Consider the following 21,138-nt stretch of genomic DNA (forward strand, 5'->3'; position numbering starts at 1 on the left):
ACAACTTTCAGAAGCGGACTATTTTCCTGTTAGCCAAACGATGATGTTTGCTCCCCTCCGTTGTTGCCAGTGAATTGGAGCAGGTGGCTAAAGATGCCATCAGCACCGCCTTTCATCCCACCACCCCTGGCTTCAGCGGCCTGATTGAGCGCTTCCTGGAGGATCGCGAACAGCTTCTTAAAGGGCCCTTTGTTTCGGTGTCGCTGCCGTTTCATCAAGGCTCGGGTCGGGATTGGTTCCCCCAGATTCCGTTGCCGTTCCCGCCCTATCGGCACCAGGAACGAGCCTTTGAACGCTTGTTGCCGGGCAGCCCGCAAAACACCCTGGTGGCCACCGGCACTGGTTCCGGCAAAACCGAGTGCTTCCTGCTGCCTCTACTTGAGCACTGCCGGCAGCAGCAGACCCAAGGCCAACGCGGCATCAAGGCGATCCTGATCTATCCGATGAATGCCCTGGCCACAGACCAGGCCCGCCGCATCGCCGATTTAATCCACACCACGCCATCGCTGTCTGGTTTGCGGGCTGGCCTCTACATCGGTGCCTCCGATGACACGCCCACCGCAGCGATGACGGCCGACAGCGTCATCACCGATAAAGACGCCCTGCACAAGGCCCCGCCCGACATCCTGCTCACCAACTACAAGCAGCTCGACTACCTGCTGATTCAGCCCCATGTGCAAAGCCTCTGGGAGCACAACCAAGCCGGGGTTCTTCGTTATCTGGTGGTGGACGAGTTCCACACCTTTGATGGCGCCCAGGGCACCGATCTCGCCTGCCTGATCCGCCGGCTGCGTGATCGCCTGCAGTGCCCCAGCGATGAGCTGGTGTGCGTCGGCACCTCCGCCACCCTCGGCGGCCCCGAATCGCGCGAGGCGATGCTCGACTACGCCGGCCAGATCTTTGCCAGCCGCTTCGAATCGGCATCGCTGATTGAAGAAAAACGACTCAGCCCAGAAGAGTTCTTCACGGTGCACACCGCCTTTGGCGACCCAGAAGAAGGCGGTCTCTTTGCCCTACCGCTCCCGGGAGTTGCCGATCAAGAGCTGCTGGATCCTGCTAACGCCAGCAGCGCTGAGAGCTACATCGCCCAGCAAGCCCAGCTCTGGCTGGGCGACACGCTGACGGCTCCGCCCCAGGGTGATGTCAACGACTCCAGCTGGAGATTGGCTCTCGGCCAACGGCTCGGCACTCTGCCGGCTGTGCACAACCTGGTGCGACAAGCCGAAACCACCTGCTCAATTGAAGAGCTGCTCGAACGCTTTTCGCGCCAACTCGGCCTTGGTGATCGCTTCCCCCGCCCCTACCGGGTGTTGCTGCTCGAAAGCCTGCTCACCCTGATCGCCCATGCCCGCCGCACCGCCAGCTTGATCAGCGGCGAAGACATCGCTGTGCCTTGGGTGAACCTGCGCCAACAGCTCTGGCTCAGAGAGCTCAAGCGCATGGTGGCCTCGGTGGAAGAGCAACCCCAGCTGCGCCACTCCGATGATCTCGCCGGTTCGGAAGCCAGCCCCCATCTGCCCGTGGTGCACTGCCGCGATTGCGGTGCCACAGCTTGGGCATCCACGGTGCTCAACCAAGGCAGCATCCAGCTGGATCGCGCCAACAATCTCCAGGCCTTCTACAAGGCCTACTTCCAGGGAGCACCAGAGGTGCGCTACCTCTTCCCCGGTGATCCCAAGGCAGGTGCGGATCATCGCCTTTGCAGCGAGTGCCTCACCTTTCATCCCGCCAAGGATGTGGAGAGCGGCACCTGCCCAAGCTGCCAAAGCCGCAGCCTGATTGCCGTTGAAATCCCCGACTGCAGCAAGCAAGACGACAACGGCCATCCCCGGGTCAGCCGCGATTGCCCCTACTGCAATGCCCAGCAAGGCTTGCTTTTGATTGGTTCATCAGCCGCCAACCTCACCAGCACCTGGAGTGCATCGCTGTTTGCCTCCGCCTTCAACAGCGACAAGAAGCTGCTGGCCTTCTCTGATTCAGTGCAGGATGCCGCCCACCGCGCCGGTTTCATCGCCGCTCGGGCCTACCGCACCTCATTCCGCACCGCCCTCACCCATTGCGTGCAAAGCAGCGGCAGCATCGCCCTGGATCAATTGCAAGAGCAGCTGATCAGCGATGGCCAAGCCCAATTCAGCAACCCGGTGGATTTCGCCGCCACCTTCATTCCCCACGACCTGGAATGGCTGCGCGAATGGGAAACCCTGCAGCAGCAAGACGTTCCCGAGCTCAAGGCCGATGGCACCTTGATGGAGTTGGTGCAGAGGCGCCTGCGTTGGGAAGTGGCGGCCGAATTTGGCTACCGCTCTCGCCTGGGTTCATCGGTTGAGCAAGCAGGCTCCTTGGCGGCTGCCGTCGATCCCAGCGCCATCGGCTCTCTGTTGCCAGCCCTCCTGGCGCGACTGCAGAACGAGATCGAGCCGTTGCGCAACGCCCGTACCGGCCAGGTGCAGCAGTTGGTGGCGGGATTGCTGCACCACTGGCGCCAGCGCGGCGGGCTCGACATGCCCGAATTGATGGGGGAGGGGAACAAGGGTTCGGCCTACCTGCTCAGCGGCGGTACCGACACGTTTGTGCTCAACAACCGCATCCTCCACACCCCGCGCTTCGGGCCATCGGCAGCCAAGCCGAGCTTCATCACCAGCTATCGCGGCAAGGGCAACTTCGAGCAGCTCGCCCGCGACAGCGGTTCGCTCACCTGGCCGCAGCATTGGTTGAACCGAACCCTCAAACCAACACAGGAGCTGGATCGCGAGCAACAAAAAGAGGCCCTGCAACTGGTGATCGCAGCGCTGCTGGAGGCAGGCCTGCTGATCGAAATCCCCGGGGAGCATGGATCCCGCATCTGGGCCATCCCACGGGCACGGATTCAGGTGAGTGCCAAGCCTCAATTGCTGCGTTGCCATTGCTGCGGCGATGGTCAGGCGATCCCCGCCGATCAACTCAGCCTTTGGGATGGCATGCCCTGCTTGGTGCGGCACTGCCCCGGCGACTACCGCACCGATCCCCGCGGAGGGCTACCGCTCTACAAACGTCTCTACGAAAGGGGCGAGGTGAACCGCATCGTCGCCCGCGAGCACACAGGCTTGCTGCAACGGCCCGATCGCGAACGGCTCGAAACCCAGTTCATCCGCGGCGACTACCGCAGCGATCCCAACCTGCTCTCGGCCACCTCCACCTTGGAGATGGGCATCAACATCGGCGACCTCTCCACCGTGTTGCTGGCATCGGTGCCGCCGGAGCCCGCCAATTACCTGCAGCGCATCGGCCGGGCTGGCCGCCGTGATGGCAATGCCCTGGTGGGAACGCTGGTCACCGGCACCGCCCACGACCTCTACTTCTTTGCCGAACCGAAGGCGATGCTGCAAGGCCAGGTGAGTCCGCCCGGTTGCTACCTCGATGCAGCAGCGATTCTGCGCCGCCAGTTGTTGGCCTACAGCCTCGATCGATGGGTCACCAGCGGCATCGATCAACAGGCCCTACCCAAGCAACTGAAGAAAGTGCTCGATGCCGTGGAGCGGGCCGGCAAACAGGAAGGTGGCAGTAGCGAATTCCCCTATAGCTGGCTCAGCTTTTGCGAGGCCCAGCAGCGAGAGCTGCTGGAACGATTCCTCGCTCTGTTTGATCAATCACTGGCAGAAGCCAGCCAACAAGCGCTGGCCGAGGTGTTCCTCAATCCAGCCGAGCTTCCCTATGGCGCCCCCTTTGCCAAAGACCTGATCGGGCGGCTTGAGCAACTAATCGCCGAACGCAAACGCCTCACCGCTGAAGCCCGCAAGCTGCGCGAGAAATACAACGGCTACGCCGCCCGTGGTGATGCCCTCACTGAGCAACAGCAAGACGACAAAGATCAGATCTACCGCGAGCAAAAGGCCTTTGCCGCGCTGAAAAAAGAACTGGAAAGCAGGCCTCTGTTGGCGATGCTCACCGATGAAGGCTTCCTACCCAACTACGCCTTCCCCGAGGCCGGCGTCACGCTCAAGTCGGTGCTGTGGCGCAAAACACCCGGACGCGGCCAGGGCAGCAACCGCAGCGAGGAACTGCCACCACTGAGCTACGAGCGCCCCGCCAACGTCGCCATCCGCGAATTGGTGCCCCACGGCCAGTTCTTTGCCCAGGGCCGGCGCGTGAAGGTGGATCAGGTGGATCCCAACCTCAACCAAATCGAGCGCTGGCGTTTCTGCCCGGCTTGCTCCTACACCAGCCGGCAAACCGATGAAGACTTCAGCCGCAAGGAATGTCCGCGCTGCGGCAACAGCGGCTACGCCGACCAGGGGCAGGTCAAAGAGATGGCCAAGCTCAAGCAGGTGCAAGCCACCACAGAAGATGCCCGCAGCCGCTTTGGCGATGACAGCGATGAGCGCAATCCCAGTTTTTTCCAGCGGGAGCTGTTGATTCTTCCTGATCTCTCACGACGAGAGATCTCCCTGGCGATCGACGATGACGACTTCCCTTTTGGCGCCGAGTACCTCGCCAGCACCAGTTTCCGGGAGATCAACTTCGGCGAACTCGCCGCTGCTGGTCACCCCCATGACATCGCCGGCAAAAAACTGAAGGTGCGCGGTTTTGAGCTCTGCCGCAGCTGCGGCAAAGTGCAGCACGGTGCTGCCAAAGCTGCCAATCACACCTGGGGGTGCCGCTACCGCGACAAACCCGATGACGCCCAGGTGCGGCAGTTGTTGTTCATGTACAGGGAGTTCAAATCAGAAGCGCTGCGTTTCCTCCTGCCCGGTGCCAGCTTCTGGGATGAATCCGGCCAGCCCTCGTTCATCGGTGCACTCCACCTGGGGCTGAAACAACGCTTTGGGGGGAAGGTGGATCACCTCCAGTCCGCTCTCGGCGAAGAACCTCAACCCGGAAGTCAGCAACGGAAAACGTTCCTCTACCTCTACGACTCCGTTCCCGGCGGCACGGGTTACGTGCGCCAACTGATGGAAGCCCAAGGCAGCGATCTGCGCGCTGTCTTTGAGCAATCACTGGCAGCGCTGGAAGGCTGCGATTGCAGCGACGGCTGTTATCGCTGCATCTTCCAGTACCGCCAACGCTTCGATCGCGAACGCACCAGCAAACGGCGCGCCATCGAACAGTTGCAAACCATCCTTAAACGATGGGATGAGCTAAGCCCGAGTGATCGCAGCCTCTCAGAGGTCACGGTCAACACCCGCGCAGAAAGCGAACTTGAGCTGCGCTTCATCGAGAAGCTGCGTGAAGGAAAGGGCCTTCCCGATGGCGTCACGGCATCCCTTCGTGATGACGTGATCAAGCGCCGCAAGGGCTATCGCCTGATCCTCAGCAATGGGTCGAAAAGCATCAGCTGGGATCTCGAGCAACAGGTGCCGATCGACGGCTCAGAAGGGGTCGACGTCTTCTCCAGGGCTGACTTTGTGCTGACGCCTACCGCTGGTGGCAAGCCCATTGCGATCTACACCGATGGCTGGGAATACCACCGCGCGCGCCTGGCGAAAGACGCCGAACAGCGCATGGCCTTGCAGCGCAGTGGCAAGTATCTGTTCTGGGCCCTCACCTGGGAAGACGTGGTCGACAAACTTCCCAGCCCTCAAAAGCCGCTGCAGCCCAATGGGCTCGAGCAGGTGATGCCGGCTTTCACCAGCAAGCCAGAGCTGTTCAGCCGTTGGTGGCCAGACGATCTCGACGACGCAGCGGCAGCCATCAACAAGACACTCCCGGCTCGAGACGCGCAACTGGCCAGCAGCTTGGAACTCCTGATGCAGGTGCTACTCAATCCCAGTGAGCGCTGGTGGCAGGGGCTTGCCCAACAGCTCTGCCAAGCCCAGCTCAGCCCCTCACCACTGCAATCTCCAGACATCCAAAGCGCCATTGCAAAGCTTGATCTGGCAAGCCATGTCGATGAATGGCAGCAGCAAGCTGATCAGAGCTGCGGCCAATCCCTGCAACTGGCCCCTGGCCTTGAGGTTCTCAATCTTGGCGACATGCCCAGGCACCAGCAGCGCAACCCAGGTGCCAGCTTCAGGGCCATCCATTTCAACCCTCAGGACTCCAACGAATCACCCCATCAACAATCGATCTGGCGTGAGTGGATCCGCCAAGCAAACCTGTTTCAGTTCCTTCCCCATCTGCTGATCTCAACCCCTGGTTGGACGGGGGCTGAGCAGAGCAGTGCCATCGAGCCCTATGCGGTTTGGGTTGGGGAAACGCCAGCGCAGCAGGTGGGTGGCCAAGCCATGGCCCCCGAGGCAGCGAAAGCATGGCAATCCATCAGTGCGCTCATCGCTGCCGATTGCCAACCGATAGTTAAAGCCCTCCAAGTCGCACCCAGCAGCAACGACCTGCCCTTACCAGAAGCGGGTTATGAACTGGAGGGCAATAAAGGCGAAGTGGTTGCCGAAGCAGAACTGGCCTGGCCCGAGCAAAAACTTGCGGTGGTGATGCAACCCGAAGACGCTGAAGCCTTCGAACAGGCCGGCTGGCGTTGTTGGTTGATCGACGACTCGCCCGACACCACTGCCCAAGCAATCCTTGATGCCCTCTAACCCCTTCCGCTCAATCCTCTTCATCCACGATCGAGCTCCCCATGAGTGAAGCCCGCCTCACCGTTGCCGTCTCCAACGACTTCTTCAAGGCACTCAACAAGCTGCCGGTGAAATCACGCGGCAAGGTGGCGACGTTCATCTCCAAATTCAGAGACAACCCCCGCAGCCCAGGGCTGAATTACGAGCGCATTGAAGGGGGAAAAGATGGCTTCATCCGCTCGTTGCGTGTTGACCAGGAGATCCGCTGCATAGTGCGGGCACCGGAAGAGGGCAATGCCTACGTGTTGCTCTGGGTCGACAAGCATGACGATGCCTACCAGTGGGCGCGCCGGCGCACGTGCCATGTGAACCGGGTCTCCGGGGCCCTGCAGGTGGTGGATGTCGAGTCAGCGGAAGCCGCTGTTGCTGAAGCACCAGAACCCGCCATTGCTGCAGCGCACGAGCCTTCAGCAGCGCCCCCAAACAACCAGGCGAAATCTCTGTTCAAGGGCTGCGACGACGACCAACTCATGCTGCTTGGTGTTCCCGAAGCACTACTTCCTGCAGTCCGTGCGGTGAACAGCGACGAGGCATTGAGCCGGCTGATCGAATGGGTTCCGCAAAGCTGCGTCGACGGGCTGATCTTGCTCGCTGATGGCCGCAGCATCGATGAAGTAATCGACGAGCTGGAGCGCAAGCAGCCAGCCCCCGTTGACACCAGCGACGTTGCCACTGCACTTGGCACCCCGGAAAGCCAGGCCGAGTTCATGGTCATCACCGATGACGATGTGCTCGAGGCGATGCTCTCGGCTCCGATGGAGCAATGGCGCGTGTTCCTCCATCCCAGCCAGCGCCGACTAGTGGAGCGGGATTGGAATGGCCCCGTCAGAGTTCTTGGTGGTGCAGGCACAGGCAAAACAGTTGTGGCCATGCACAAAGCCCGCTGGTTGGCCGCTCAGCTGCAGAAAAACCATCAACCCGGGAAGGTGTTGTTCACCACCTTCACCCGCAACCTGGCCACCGACATCCGCAGCAACCTCACCAAGATCTGTAGCCCGGAGGAACTCCAGCGGATTGAGGTTCAGCACCTTGATGGCTGGGTGATGCAGTTCCTCAAGGGGCAAGGGTTGCCTGTTCGCGTCTTTGACGAGAACGGGCGTAAAGCCTGCTGGGACATGGCCATGGCCATGGAAGACACCAGCCTTGGCCTGGATCGCCGTTTCTACGAAGAGGAATGGAAAGACGTGGTGTTGGCCAACAGCTGCCGTTCGCTGCCGGAGTACATCGCTGCACGACGCATTGGCCGTGGCACCCGCATCAGCAGGCAAAACCGTGCCCAGATCTGGCCCGTCTTTGACGCCTTACGCACCGAATTCCGTCAACGCGGGCTGTGGGAGCCAGAAGATGCGAAACAAGCGGCGACTGATCTACTGCTCGCATCCAGTTCCGATCCTCGCTACGCCTCAATCGTGGTTGATGAGGGGCAAGACTTTGATCCCGCCAGCTTCAAACTGCTCAGGGCACTCGTCGGCGATCCCCATGCCAACGATCTGTTCATCGTTGGTGATCCCCACCAACGCATCTACGGCAAACCTGTGGTGCTCAGCCGCTGCGGCATCGAGATCCGCGGTCGCTCGCGAAAACTGCGCATCAACTACCGCACAACAGAAGAAACTCGCGCTTGGGCCACCGCCGTGCTGCATGGCCTGGATTTCGATGACCTTGACGGCGGCACCGATCACACCAGCGATTACCGCTCGCTGCTCCATGGCGATCAACCCCTGATCAAAGGGTTTGACGACCCGGCTGATGAGCAGGCATTCCTTGTGGAAACGCTCAAGCAAATCGAGAGTGATCACAACGATCTGTCGTCGACATGCATCACGGGACGGACCAACAAAGCCGTTGAGAAACTTGCCGCTTCACTCCAAAGCGAAGGGTTCAAAACACGCGTGATCAACAAAGACGAATCCGACGATCCCAGCGATCCTGCACTTCGCTTGGCAACAATGCACCGGGTCAAGGGTCTCGAATTCGATCAAGTCTTTATCCCAGGTCTTGATGAAGCCCAAATGCCTTTGCTCCACGAGCTCAATCAACGTCCAGATCAGGTTTCGCGGGAGCTGTTCGAACAACAGGAGCGATCTCTCCTACACGTCGCAGCAACGCGAGCCAAAAAGAGAGTTGTGATCAGCTACAGCGGCAAGCCGTCAACGCTTATTAACTAAGGGCAAAGACTCAATCCCCCGCCTGAATCTCCCGCACCACCTCATCGATCTGATCGCTCAGATCCATCTCACCGTTCTGCCCCGCCAGCTCTGCCATCCACCTCACCCTGCGGTAACAAGCGGCTCTGCACTGATCCCACTGCCGCATTGAAGCTCTTGTTCAAGCGGGTCAGCTGGCTGCCGATATCGTTGAACTTGTCGATAAAAATCGAGAAGCGCTTGTGCAGCCCCACCGCCTGCGCCTGAATCTCATCGATGTTTTTGGCGATCTCCGCCTGCTGGATCATGATCGATATTCGTCTGGAATCAAGAGAAACCAGCACTGATGAGAGATTCGATCTACTGAGATAGTTGCAAGTGGCTCCATCCATCATCCCCATCAGATACACCGCAATCCGTGGGCACAGCTGGAAAACCTAGCTATCGGTTCCGTGAACCATGGCTAGCATGGGGGCGGAATTCTGCAAAAGCCATGCCATCAAGGGGATCTGAGCAGGCCCAAACCCTGAATGTTTCGTTGTTCACGGAAAGCAAGGCCTACTCAGAGGTGGTTATCGGAACCATCCAATAAATAGTTAGCTTGACATCGGTGTTTGCACTGATTTAGAAATCATGAGCTCGCTAGAAGAAAGATTCATATCATTTGTTCGAAGCCTAATCAATGCCGAGGTGGTTGATGAAATAGAGATGAATTCTGTCCAGAAAGCGGCAAAAAAACCAGACTTCTTTTTTTATGATCGGCAGTTTATCGCCGAAATGAAGTCATTAAAACAAGACATGAGAACCAAGGCCGATAATGTTATGAATAAACATATCGACAGACCAGAGTACCCGCTCTTCTTCGGCGAATGGGGCATCGATAAGGTTCTAAGGAGCTTCCCCGATAGAGATCAGATTAGGAATGAAATAGGCAATCAATTGACGTCAGGCCTTGAAAGTGTGGTCAAAAAGGCAAATCGACAAATACGCAAAGCCAAGAACTCATTTGGCCTTGGAAAATCTCATGGAATTCTCATTGTTCTGAATGATACAGTAGAAGTCTTATCGCCAGAAGTGCTCGCATTCGGTCTGAATCAGCTCATGTTGAAGAAAAAGGCAAATGGCGACCAAAGATTTTCGGAGATCTCCGCAGTGTTGCTTCTAACTGATCTACATGTGATCAGGGCACCGAGTGGATCCGAAGCCATCCCCAGCATTACCATCACTAACGTCTATGTAGACGGGCATGAGGAGGCCACGCAATATCTTCAATGGCTTCAGAGGAAGTGGGCTTCGTTCAGTGGGACACCATTCATACAATCTGATATTGACATCAGATCTGCACAGTTTGGCAAGCGAAAAGAGCGAAAGCCACAGCCCGAGCTTCTTCCAAATCACGAGATCTGGATCAGAGAATACTCACGAACACCTTATCTTGAGAAGCTTACTAAGGATCAACTATTTTTGCATGGAAAGCAAGTCTGGTCAGAAGCAATAAGAGGCTTTCTAAAAGGTGACCATGAAAAACCGGATACTGAGAGGATGCACAAGCTCATGGAGATTGGGACTCACTTCCAAGAAGAGATAAATCGACGGGGGATTGACTTTCGTGATTTTCAGCCGGTAATTGACGAGGTGCTGACTGAGTTTAGGCGCCTATGCATTATAGTCAGTGATTAAATTGTGTTCCCGCAAGCAAGCTAACAATGCCATCACCTGAGCTGCCGCCAAAAGCGTCCGAATAATCCCAATAATCCCTGCGGCCAAGTGATGGCAAGCCTTAGGCTAATCGATACCGGGACTTCTTGGTTTAGGCAGAGATAGCAACCACATGAAAACATGCATCTACTGCAAGCAAGCGAAAGACGAAGATGAGTTTACTTTAGAACATGTGATCTCGCAGTTTCTTGGCGGGACACAAGCCCCAGATCACTTAAAAACAAGAGATGTATGCGGAACTTGCAATAGCAACCTTGGGCTGTTCGTAGATGCATCCTTTGAAAAGGACTTTCTTGTCTACAGTATGCTAAGCAAGGCCGCATATTCCTTCTTCAATCCCGATAGGCCGACGGCACTTCCATTGAGATGCATGGGCACATCCGACCTTGATCCCCCGGAGATGAAAGAAGATGAAGTGTGTGAGCTTTGGATTGGTCCATTGGGTGAACAGGTTTATTGGATTCGCCCATCAGACGAACGCATGTACTGGTACTCAGGTGGCAATCCAATAACAGCCAGAAAAGTTAGGACTAGAGCCTACTTTCTTTGGTCAGAGCGTTCTCAAAAGAATCCAATGATTACGTGGCTATCCTTTGGCGATGCATTTAAAGGTAGAAAAGTAAGAAAGGTGTCGTGCACGGAGGTCGAGGGAGCAGATCTATCAGAGATTGGCTTTTCCGAGGCGGATAATTTAGATTTAACGCGGATTGCCTATTTCAATGGCATGTGCAGCCAAGCGCAGACAAGAACGGCCCAAGTATCAATGTACCTTAGATATGATGTGCGGTATATGGCCAAGCTAGCCATTGGAATTGGTCACACGTTATTTGGTGAAACCTTCGATAACTCTAGGCATGCCAGGGAGCTTCATAAAGCACTATGGTATAGAGAAGGTCATCCGGAACCCGATATACCGGGCCAAAGCGCCCTAAGGCATGAAAATGATTCTCTCACAAGTGCTTGCGGAATCAATAACGCAGTAACGCTCACAGTTATAGCTTCGGGAAAATACCTTGCACTAAATCTAAATCTCTCCAGAAAGATGAACTGGAATATCGCTCTTGCTGAGATCGAAGACATCAAAGAGCTCATGGGAGAGGATATGCGCGAGGGGATATGCGTGATACTATTTAAGACCATAGGAAAGGGCGTCTCAGTTTCACTGCCAGAATTAATCGCTCATAACCAAAACCTAGTGAAACATCAAGATCTTGTCGAAGCCGAGGGACTTGCTAATAAGACTGTTGGTTATTTTGAAAACTTATGAACAGCCTAACATTGGCTTTGAGTCCAACAACCCTGCGGTTTGCGGCTCAAGCCAGCGTTGGAAGGGCCCCAAGCCCTGCGAATTATCCTTTAATTGCAATTAATGGCTACTGACCATGGCCCTAGACAAGTTTTTACCTTCTCTTCTGGCATTGGGCGTAGCAGTTGTCACAGGCTTTTTCACTGTTCTCAGCGCTTACCTTGCGAATCGTGCTTCAACCAGGCAACTTTCACTAAAGCTCAGGCATGAAAGCGAAAAAGATCGATTAGAGGCACGTAGAGAGCGCCTAGAAGAACTTTACTCTCTAGTAATGGCGTGGTCAAAGCAAGCAGCTTCATTCTATTTCCCATTCCTAGCTGTCATGAAAGGCGACATCACCTACAACGAAGCGCTTGACTTGTCAATTGACAGAAAGAATACCATCGATGTAGACAGGCTTTTTACTTTGGCTGAGCTTTATTTCGATGGCGGACACGAGAGGCTTGACGAAATCTGGCAGATCCTAAAGAAGGTCAACACTGTAAACGAGGACTTCAAGAGGCTCTACAAGTCTGGCAAGACTTCCAGTGAAGAGCATCTAAGGCAAATGTCAACAAAGCTAACAAGCCTAGATGGCGCTATAGATTCCTACAAGAACGCTATAAGAGGTTACGCGTCTGAGCTGTGAAGAATTAAGATCAGGAGCGAATAGATCAATTGGAGGAGGTGGGGGATATGACTCCCCCCAGGCGCACCTCCTGGGCCAGAGACTCAACTGCAAATAGACCTGAGCGTAGGCGCCCCCTACGGGGACCTCCACGTGCGCTGTCCTCCGCCCTGTTCTGATTGAGACGCCAAACCGCAGCTAATGCAGAAATAGTTATCACAATCATGATCGCATGCGTGAAATTAGCCATAATCATCTCCTTGAAGTTTTGGATTACCTTGGGAATGAAGATCGCCCACGCTAACGGATCTATTTTGACAGTAAAGCTAAACTTTGGCCCAAGTCTCAATGAAGGTCAATTCAATCGTAGCAGACTTGAGAGTATGGTTCAAGAGATGAGTAAGTTCTTGATAAGGCCAAGCCTTCCAACATCCAGATTCAGAAGACGGGGGCGATGACTCCTTGTCATCCCGGTGAGCCCATGCCCGCTTCTGATCTGGAGCGTTATACGCATGTAGCATATATTCTTAAAGATTTTTGTCGACACCTGGGGACGTTAACCAAGGGCCATCAGTAAACACTAGATTTTTGCCTGTATAACAGGCCAGCCAAAGCGAAATGTCCCCCACCCCTAAAAAGCTTGAATTGAACTCAGGCGAACGGGATGGATATCTCCATGCGTTACTTGCCGTAGTCGCTGCTGATGAATTACTAGATACTAATGAGGTAATAAAGATTTACGAGCTCTTCTCTCTTCTCGATATCGAGATCGAAGTGCGCAGAAGCTTGGTCGAAGATCTTGTCACTCAAGTCGAACGCTTTAACACTGCCTCATTGAGTAAGTCCATCTTAGCGAATCAGGAACTAAAGATTTCGCTGGCCAAAGATCTTACGCTTTTGAAAGAGAATTCTGTGGATAATGCCGCAAGAAAAGTGGCAAGGCAGTACCTAGAGAGCATTAATCTATCTCAAGAACAGACAGAAGTAATTGGAAAGTTTATTGCCATTGAGAATCAGATATTGCGTTGCCTTGGCGCAGGTGAGGAGTGGGTTGCAGATGAAAAGAGCTGGAAAGAACTTGCTAGTAGAGCTGCTGCTGTCGGAGTCCCACTTGCTGCACTTAATGTTGCTGGTATTGCTGGTTTTAGTGCCGTTGGAATTACTTCAGGCCTGGCCGCCTTGGGCGGTATGTCGGGACTCGTAGTCCTTGGTCTAAATCCAATGACAGCAGGAATCGGAGCACTTATCCTTGGGGGAGTAGCCGTTAAGAAGGTTGCTGACTATGTTCTGACTTCAAATGCTTCGCAGAAGATCGGACAATTGGAACTTTACAAAAAGGCTCGCGCCGAAGCACGAAATGCCATTTCATCCGACCTGCCAATTTTAGCTAGGGAACGTAAACGAGAACTAATGCGGCCGAAGATAAGACAACGCCGCAACGTGCTTCGCTCAAGCATGAACTCCGCCATAATTCTTCTCGAAGTCTAAGTGTCTTCAGCGCCATATGCCTTACTTTACTTTCCGTGCGAGCGCATATCATCGCGATCCAGCTGAGCCGCCTCCCCTCCCAAGCTGGATCCAGTAAGACTTTGCGGCTTGGCGCGAACCTTATACGGATTTGAGATATGCCTAGCGCAACCATCAAACTTTTCCTCGTCCACGGCGACCCAAAGCGCCTGCGTACCGCCGAACTATCCAACTGGAGCGGTAAAGCAGTTTCCGGGCCGCGCAGCGAGTTCGATGGCATTCTGTCGCGCGAAGAATCCTTGCAGGCTGGTGTCTATATCCTGACAGGCACCGATCCAGAAACAGGAAAGGCCGCCATCTACATAGGCGAGGCCGAATCAATCAAGGATCGAATTAAGGCGCATCTGTCTAAAGATTTTTGGAACCAAATCATCTACTTCGTGAGCAAGGATGAAAATCTAACGAAGTCACATATCCGATACCTCGAAGGTCGGCTCATTGAACAGGCCGCGAAAGCAAAGCGGTGCGTGGTCACCAATGGCCAGAACAGTGGCGCCAAACTTCCTGAATCAGACCGCGAGGATATGGAAGTCTTTCTTGGCAAAGTGTACCAACTTTTGCCGGTGCTGGGTGTTGAACTACTCGTCCAAGTGTCGGAAGGTTCGTTATCGGGTGAGAAAAAGCATGATCAGCTTCACTGCGATATCAAAAACGTAAAGGCCAAAGGGCATCCAATTCCGAATGGGTTTCTCGTCCTGAAAGGTTCTGAGGCCGTGAGCAAGGAGCGCCCCTCAGTGGAAAAGTGGCCCTGGCCGAAGAACATGCGCCAAAAATTTCTCGGAGAAGGCGTGCTCATCGATCGCGGAGACAAATTGGAATTCACGGAAGATGTCGAATTTTCTAGTCCAAGTGCGGCCGCAGCCGTTATCCACGGCGGGCATGCCAATGGCCTTACCGCTTGGAAAAATTCCAAGGGAAAAACACTTAAGGAGATGGAATCCGTATAACAATTCGTTGCACCGGTCATTTGACCCTCTGCCCATTTTTGTTTCCGCAAAAACAGGCATAGCCTCAAATGCCGGTGAACTCAGGCGTTCGGCGGCACTAAGTGCCTTGTAAGCTCCAATAGCGGATCCTGGCCCTGACAGGAGGAGAATCAAGTTAATGGAGAAGTACCACATCGCTCTATCCTTCGCTGGGGAGGATCGAGAGTATGTAGACAAGGTTGCTCAACGGCTTCAGGAGAAGGGGGTCAAAGTATTTTATGACAAGTTTGAAGAGACTACTTTATGGGGAAAAGATCTATACGTATATCTATCTGAAGTGTACCAGAATCAGGCGTTTTATACCGTTATGTTTATCTCGGATCAATACAGGCAGAAGCTTTGGACTAACCATGAACGCATGAATGCACAAGCACGCGCATTTTCTGAGTCTAGAGAGTATATCCTGCCAGCTTTTTTTTGATACCAGTATCGAGGTTCCAGGAGTTCTGAAAACAACGGGGTATGTTAGCTTGGCAGACTTGCCGCCCGAGGAGTTCGCAGATCGAATTATTGATAAGCTCATTGCCTCTGGCATTCAGTTGCTCTCGGATCCGCAGTTTTCCTATTCCGATGTCGCTAGAGCAGATGTAGATTTCCCAATTCAGACAGGTGATGATGTATCTGAGATCATTCAAGCTATGCGAACATATAGTTGGTATACGCAAAGGCCGGCAGTAGAGAGAGTCTTTAGTCTCAACTGGAGCGAGAGGACGCCTGACGAGGCCTTTGTGCTTGGGCGGAACATTTATCAATGCGCGGACGGAGGAGAGCGGCGAGCCCAAGAAATAATGAATGATCTTCGTCGTCAGTTGGCGAAAATACCTGACGAGTGGCCCATTCATCTATTAAATGGGATGTTCTATGAAGTGTATTTCAACCGAGAAGGAAAGTTCCGGGGATCAAAGCTAAAAAACAGCTTTCTAGCTGAGCTGTTTGCACTCGAAAGTGTCTCCCGATACGAACTTTCAATAAACTACATCAGGCAAGTGTTGGATCCTTTTCGAGGCTCTCTTGGAGTATTGCCAAGCAAGATACCGGAAGTTCTGAGAGTCAAGGTAAAACTCGAAACAACGGACCCGCCCACAATCTCGAGCATCGAGGTGTCTGGGAAGGAGCAACTGATTGAAGTTTCTGAAGACGAAGAGGATCCAGGATGGAGATTTGCCTTTCGGGGCATTATGCTACAAGATTATCCCAATGAGCTTATGAAGTATTGGAATATTCCAGATGGGCATTTGGAGATAATCTATGGGCCCACTTTATCTGAAGAAACAAAACTGCGATTGGCTAAAGGTAAGTCTGTTGGCCCATTAAAAGTCTGACGGCCCAACAGGAACGGTAGGCGCCGAACAAGACCTTCGAGTGGGCAGGCCGCCAACATATTTATGAATCCATTCTAAGCTCTCTGCCTGCCACTCAAGGGCAGCGTTAGCTGGATTCAGCTGAGCAGGTCGTATGTAGCGTGCCCTTCAGTGGGGCTGCTCGGCATCATGCTAGATCTAAAGCCCATGTCACCTGTGGACTTTGATGGACTATGGAAAGCTTGCTCTTGAGGCCGCAAAGATTGGATTGAACCCTACAGGCTATTTGTTGAGCCAGATAGCTGAATCGACCTCTAAGAACGTAACGCATAGTGATGCCGCTGCTGACAAGGAGCTTGCGACGCTTCGCGTGGAAGCGGAAAGGCAGGAGTTGCAGATGAGAATCTCCGAGGCCCAGGCTAGAGTTGCTCAAGAGATCGCTATCGCGAGGCGAATTGAGTCGGCTGAAGAAGTCGAGATGGAGGAGTTCTACGATTATTCTGGAGAAGCAAGTGTTGGAGGCAGGGTTGATGAGAAGGGTATATTTGTTGGCGCTGGCGGATCGGGAAGGCGTGTGAGCAAGCGGATTTACAGGTTCAGAGGTCATTCAATGCAGGCTTTCGAGGAGATTGTTGTGGATACCGACAGGCGGCTTCCAATCGATGACTCCTTACAAAGCTGACAGGAAGCCATGTCTTTTCCCCATTGCCAAGACTTACAAGATCCAGCAGAAAGCCTTTCTCTGATTCATGATTTCTGACGTGCTCCGTTGCGTTTTCAGGTAAATGCTTCGTTCAGGATTGACCAGCTAACAAGCCCCTCGAGTGGACAGGCCCCCATCAACTCTCTGCTGCGCCGCCATTTTCTCCCTGCCTGCCACTCAGGGGCAGCGTTATATGCTTTTCACGGTTATTCGACATGGATAGAGGATAGAATTGAATGCAATTAATTCGCATGACCATTAAGAATTTTCGTTGCTATTCGAACGAAACTACGCTCAACATAAATAATCTCACTGCAATAATCGGCCGAAACGATGTCGGAAAATCCGCACTTTTAGATGCGCTAGACGCCTTTTTCAATGATTCGATTGAAGCAGGGGATTTATCAACTACGGCCACTGGAAACACTGTTGAGATAACATGCTTCTTCAAAGGAATGCCATCTGAAGTCGTACTCGACACATCGGTATCGACCTCCCCAGAAGATGAAGGGCTATTGAATTCACAAGGCCTGTTTGAGATGCGAAAAGTATTCACTTTTGGTGCAAGAAAAACTTCTGCCATTTACCTTAACTGCAATCATCTAAGCGATACTAGACTAGCCAACTTGCTTAGCTTGAAAAATACTCAATTGAAGAATCTGGCTGAGGAACTTGGAGTTGATTTAGACGGAGTTGACAAGAGAAAAAACCCACCAATACGACAAGCTATTAGAAATCATATCGGTGGAAATAGAGCGGAAGTTCTATTAAAGGTAGATGGGAGCGTAGACAATGAAGACAACTTGAAAGTTGTATGGAAGTCATTAAAGAAGCTTCTTCCAATTTACTCCCTATTTAAGTCCGACAAGTCATTTGATGATAAAGATGGTGACGTAAAAAGCCCCCTACAAGCAGCTATTGACGAGGCGTTGGCGCTCGATGAAATTCGACAGTTGCTAGATCAAGTGGAAGAAAAAGTCAGAGAATTTTCTACAGAGGTAGCAGACCGCACAATAGAAAAGCTTAAAAACTTTGATGAATCAATTGCTGAAAGGTTGCGCTCAGAGTTTGGTAAAACCCCAAGCTACAGCAAAATATTTGATCTAACGCTATTAAATGATGTTGGAATACCATTGAACAAACGAGGCAGTGGAATCCGGCGCCTAGTCATTTTGAGTTTTTTTCAAGCCCAGGCGGAAAAGCGAAAAGCCGAGGCTGGGGCGCCTGCTATCATTTATGCCATAGAAGAGCCTGAGACATCTCAACACCCTAATCATCAGAGGATGATTATTGATTCGCTCGATAATCTTGCGAACTCAGAAAACGTGCAGGTTCTGTTTACAACGCATAGTGCAAACTTGGCAAGAGAAATACCAACAGAGTCACTTAGATATATATCCAATGAAGGCGAAGACGGGATAGCAATAGAGCTTGGAGCTGAAAATGGCGTGAAAAACGAAGAAGTAATCGACAAGATCATTGCAGCCCTTGGAATACTACCTAACCCGGCTGACAGGGTTAAGTTGCTTCTATATGTTGAGGGGAATCATGATGTAAATGCCTTAAAAAGGTATAGCGTGATTCTGTCGGCGCATGATCAATCGATACTAAATCTAAATGAAACTGATTCCGTCGGCTATGTAATAACAGGTGGTTCGGCTCTTAAGCACTACCTTGAGCAAAAGCACCTTGATGGATTGGGAAAGCCGGAGGTTCACGTATACGACAACGACATACAGTCATATAAAATGGCAGTTCAAGCGATAAACGATGACCCTAATCCATCAAAAGTAGCATTCAATACAGTGAAAAATGAGCTAGAGAATTATCTTCACAAAGATGCAATAGAGGAAGCATATGCATCTCAAGGAACATCTTCAGTATCTATCGGCGATATCTCTAATGAAATGGACGTTCCGGTAGAAGTGGCGAAAAAGTTCAATGAGCTAAACGCAAACAACTGGGATGACTTGCCGGAAGAAAAGAAAAAGGAGAAAGCAAGCGATAAAAAGAAATTGCTAAACACTATCGCAGTTGAAAAAATGACCGTTGAAAGATTAAAGAAAAATGGTGGATATGCTGACATACATTCTTGGCTTTCTGCGGTAAGCAAATTTGCCTCGTCTTAATGTCGCATATAACAATGCCGTTAACTCGGACGCATTTTTCGTTCGCTGCGCTCACTACAAATGCGCCGGTTACGGCTGGCGTTACCGCAAACATTCCCTATGAAGTTGCAAATACTGCTCCTGCTCCCGTGTGAAGGGCTGAATCACATTCGCACCCCCAATCCCCCAGCAACGAAGCGCATCTCCTGCCGCTTCATGCTGCCAAATCAACTGGCCATCGCTATCGAAGCTGATCCAATGCCGATCAAATAATTTGTCGACATGGGGAGATAGCTAGAGGCCATTGGCTCCATCGAGTCGCTCCGCATGAGTGCTATCCCGCCAAGGCTTGATATGGCTGGCAATCAGGAACTCTTGCCTAGCTAAGCCTGTCACCCTGCAGATCGGCTCCTGTTCAGCCACACGATGCCGAAACAGCCCCTGACCCAATCGTGCTTTGGTCAAGGCATCCCGCTCCGTTGTGCTCACAACCTCCTGCAAAGCCTGCACATCATCAAACAGTGCATGGGAAGAATCACGCTCTTCTGCCAGCACCAGGAGATGAACCTTGATCGCCGCATCAGCATGCTGCTCGATCAGCTTGATCAGCAGATGGCCCAACGCTTCATCAAGCCCTGCCAGGTACACCCCCTGATTACCCCGCCCTGATGTTGTGCTGATCGGGCTATAGCGCTCCGGCAGCAGCGGCTGAATCAGCTCAAAGTGTTCGCGTGGCACCAGGGGCTGTTGCAGCGGTTGCCAAGCCACTCTTACCAGCCAACCATTGTCTCCCCAGTACTCACCCGTGTTGCCAAATTCGGGTGGCTTAGGGGCGGTCTCAGCCGCCGATTCAACCAAACCAATCCGGCCGATCTTGGCGTAGGCGTAACTGAACACCACATCACCCACCTGGCAACGCGCCAGGTTGTCGTAGGTGACGTTCTTGGCACCATTGGCGTTTTGTTTAGGCGACCAGATGTAGCCGCCTTCGGTTTCCTGCCGAACGGTTTGTTTGTGATTCACCCACCAAAACGCCACCACCAGTTCAGGCCTCTCGATTCACCCTTAGCAAGCTGATCGAAATATCACATCGAATAACTCTGTTTCCCTGGAATCACACCCCTCACCCCACCCCGCTGGTCAGGCGTGTCGCCTTTCCGCCTTGGGATCAGATGCCAGTGGGCATGCATCACCGTCTGCCCGGCCGCCTCACCACTGTTCAGGCCGATGTTGAAACCAGTGATGGAGGCATCCGCCACCTCAAGATCATGCCTTCTCTGCTTCAGCAGTGCAGTGACGGCATTCCACTCGGGCTGATGAAGCTCCATTCCATCGGCCACATGCCGGCAGGGAATCACCAGGCTGTGACCTTCGCTGACGGGGTAGGCATCGGCGATGCAAACCGCCAGTTCGTTCCTGATCAGCACACGATCTGAAGACTGCAGGTCACAAAACAGACATCCCTCCTGCCTGTGGCCATAGCTCTGCAGCACCCCACGGAAGTCGGTGCTGTCGCTGTCCCGCTTGCCGGCGTTGCAACGGAAGCAGAGCGCCTGGAAGTTGGAGATGTCATCAGAACCACCGAGATTCTTCGGGATGATGTGATCAACCTCCAGCGCCGCCTGGTGCTCATGGGCCCCGCAGCATTCACAGCGGCCCTTCGCGCGGGTGAACACCCGGTAGCGAATTGATCCGCTGATGGCCGTGCGATGGCGTGAGCGATGGGCGAAAACATCGTCACCACGCTTCAGGCGGAATGCATCGAGCTTGTCCCGGCAGAGCTGCAGCAGTGCATCCCGCTCGATCTCGCTGAGGTCGTCCGCGCCGATCAGGCTGTAGACGCCTTCGGCATGAGACGTGATGCCGTTGGAGGTCAGCACCCGCCCCACCATCCGTTTCACACGTTCGCTGTAGTACTCGATCTGGGAGCTGTCCTCACCGAGGATCCTGCGCGCGATGTCTTCCGCTGGTGCAGGGCTGCGTCTGCCGAGCAGCTCCATCAGCATCAGCGGCTGATCAATGTGCGACATCCGCATCCGCCGGTTGATGTAAGCGGCGAGGCGGGCGTAGGCAGTTGATCGAGCGGGCTCCATCATCATCAGCAGCCGTTCAGAGTCTGAAAGGAATCACCCAAGTCGCCATGGGCAGCGTGATTCCACGTCTCTTGTGGTGTTCTGCGTGATGGC

At 53.5% G+C, this 21,138-nt stretch carries 14 protein-coding genes; 11 read left to right on the forward strand and 3 right to left on the reverse strand.

The window, feature by feature from the left end; genetic code table 11:
- Positions 1-47: 47 nt before the first annotated feature.
- Together SynA1544_RS08050 and SynA1544_RS08055 are read left to right on the forward strand one after the other, a co-directional pair.
- On the forward strand, positions 48-6,509 hold the full coding sequence (locus SynA1544_RS08050) for a DEAD/DEAH box helicase (RefSeq protein ID WP_186512888.1): 6,462 nt from the start codon (positions 48-50) through the stop codon (positions 6,507-6,509).
- A 41-nt stretch (positions 6,510-6,550) separates the two neighbouring features.
- Positions 6,551-8,716 (forward strand): 3'-5' exonuclease, encoded by a 2,166-nt coding sequence (locus SynA1544_RS08055; protein WP_186512889.1) that lies wholly within the window; start codon positions 6,551-6,553, stop codon positions 8,714-8,716.
- A gap of 68 nt (positions 8,717-8,784) precedes the next feature.
- Here the strand turns inward: SynA1544_RS08055 and rmuC are convergent, their stop codons facing one another.
- Positions 8,785-9,096, reverse strand: a complete 312-nt coding sequence (gene rmuC, locus SynA1544_RS08060; protein WP_255477512.1) for a DNA recombination protein RmuC — start codon at positions 9,094-9,096, stop codon at positions 8,785-8,787.
- Positions 9,097-9,328: 232 nt separating this feature from the next.
- Between rmuC and SynA1544_RS08065 the strand changes: the two genes are divergently transcribed.
- From SynA1544_RS08065 to SynA1544_RS08100, 9 genes are all read left to right on the forward strand, one after another.
- The gene (locus SynA1544_RS08065) at positions 9,329-10,375 is read left to right on the forward strand and encodes a hypothetical protein (protein ID WP_186512890.1); all 1,047 of its coding nucleotides are present in this window, start codon (positions 9,329-9,331) and stop codon (positions 10,373-10,375) included.
- Between the two features lie 151 nt (positions 10,376-10,526).
- Positions 10,527-11,681, forward strand: a complete 1,155-nt coding sequence (locus SynA1544_RS08070) for an HNH endonuclease (RefSeq protein ID WP_186512892.1) — start codon at positions 10,527-10,529, stop codon at positions 11,679-11,681.
- Positions 11,682-11,796: 115 nt separating this feature from the next.
- The gene (locus SynA1544_RS08075; RefSeq protein ID WP_186512894.1) at positions 11,797-12,348 is read left to right on the forward strand and encodes a hypothetical protein; all 552 of its coding nucleotides are present in this window, start codon (positions 11,797-11,799) and stop codon (positions 12,346-12,348) included.
- A gap of 597 nt (positions 12,349-12,945) precedes the next feature.
- The gene (locus SynA1544_RS08080) at positions 12,946-13,815 is read left to right on the forward strand and encodes a hypothetical protein (RefSeq protein WP_186512895.1); all 870 of its coding nucleotides are present in this window, start codon (positions 12,946-12,948) and stop codon (positions 13,813-13,815) included.
- Positions 13,816-13,952: 137 nt separating this feature from the next.
- Entirely contained in the window at positions 13,953-14,801 is an 849-nt protein-coding gene (locus tag SynA1544_RS08085; RefSeq protein WP_186512896.1) for a GIY-YIG nuclease family protein, read from the forward strand.
- A 157-nt stretch (positions 14,802-14,958) separates the two neighbouring features.
- Entirely contained in the window at positions 14,959-15,261 is a 303-nt protein-coding gene (locus SynA1544_RS14725; protein ID WP_255477513.1) for a TIR domain-containing protein, read from the forward strand.
- Entirely contained in the window at positions 15,203-16,162 is a 960-nt protein-coding gene (locus SynA1544_RS08090) for a hypothetical protein (protein WP_255477816.1), read from the forward strand. Before SynA1544_RS14725 ends, SynA1544_RS08090 begins: the two co-directional genes overlap by 59 nt.
- A 205-nt stretch (positions 16,163-16,367) precedes the next feature.
- Entirely contained in the window at positions 16,368-16,823 is a 456-nt protein-coding gene (locus tag SynA1544_RS08095) for a hypothetical protein (RefSeq protein WP_186512897.1), read from the forward strand.
- 257 nt (positions 16,824-17,080) lie between these two features.
- Positions 17,081-18,973 (forward strand): ATP-binding protein, encoded by a 1,893-nt coding sequence (locus tag SynA1544_RS08100; RefSeq protein ID WP_255477514.1) that lies wholly within the window; start codon positions 17,081-17,083, stop codon positions 18,971-18,973.
- Between the two features lie 273 nt (positions 18,974-19,246).
- Here the strand turns inward: SynA1544_RS08100 and SynA1544_RS08105 are convergent, their stop codons facing one another.
- Complete coding sequence (locus tag SynA1544_RS08105) at positions 19,247-19,990, reverse strand: HNH endonuclease (RefSeq protein ID WP_186512899.1); 744 nt, start codon at positions 19,988-19,990, stop codon at positions 19,247-19,249.
- Between the two features lie 47 nt (positions 19,991-20,037).
- Positions 20,038-21,045, reverse strand: a complete 1,008-nt coding sequence (locus SynA1544_RS08110) for an HIT domain-containing protein (RefSeq protein WP_255477515.1) — start codon at positions 21,043-21,045, stop codon at positions 20,038-20,040.
- Positions 21,046-21,138 lie beyond the last annotated feature (93 nt).

The sequence above is a fragment of the Synechococcus sp. A15-44 genome (genome assembly GCF_014280115.1).
Taxonomy (GTDB): domain Bacteria; phylum Cyanobacteriota; class Cyanobacteriia; order PCC-6307; family Cyanobiaceae; genus Parasynechococcus.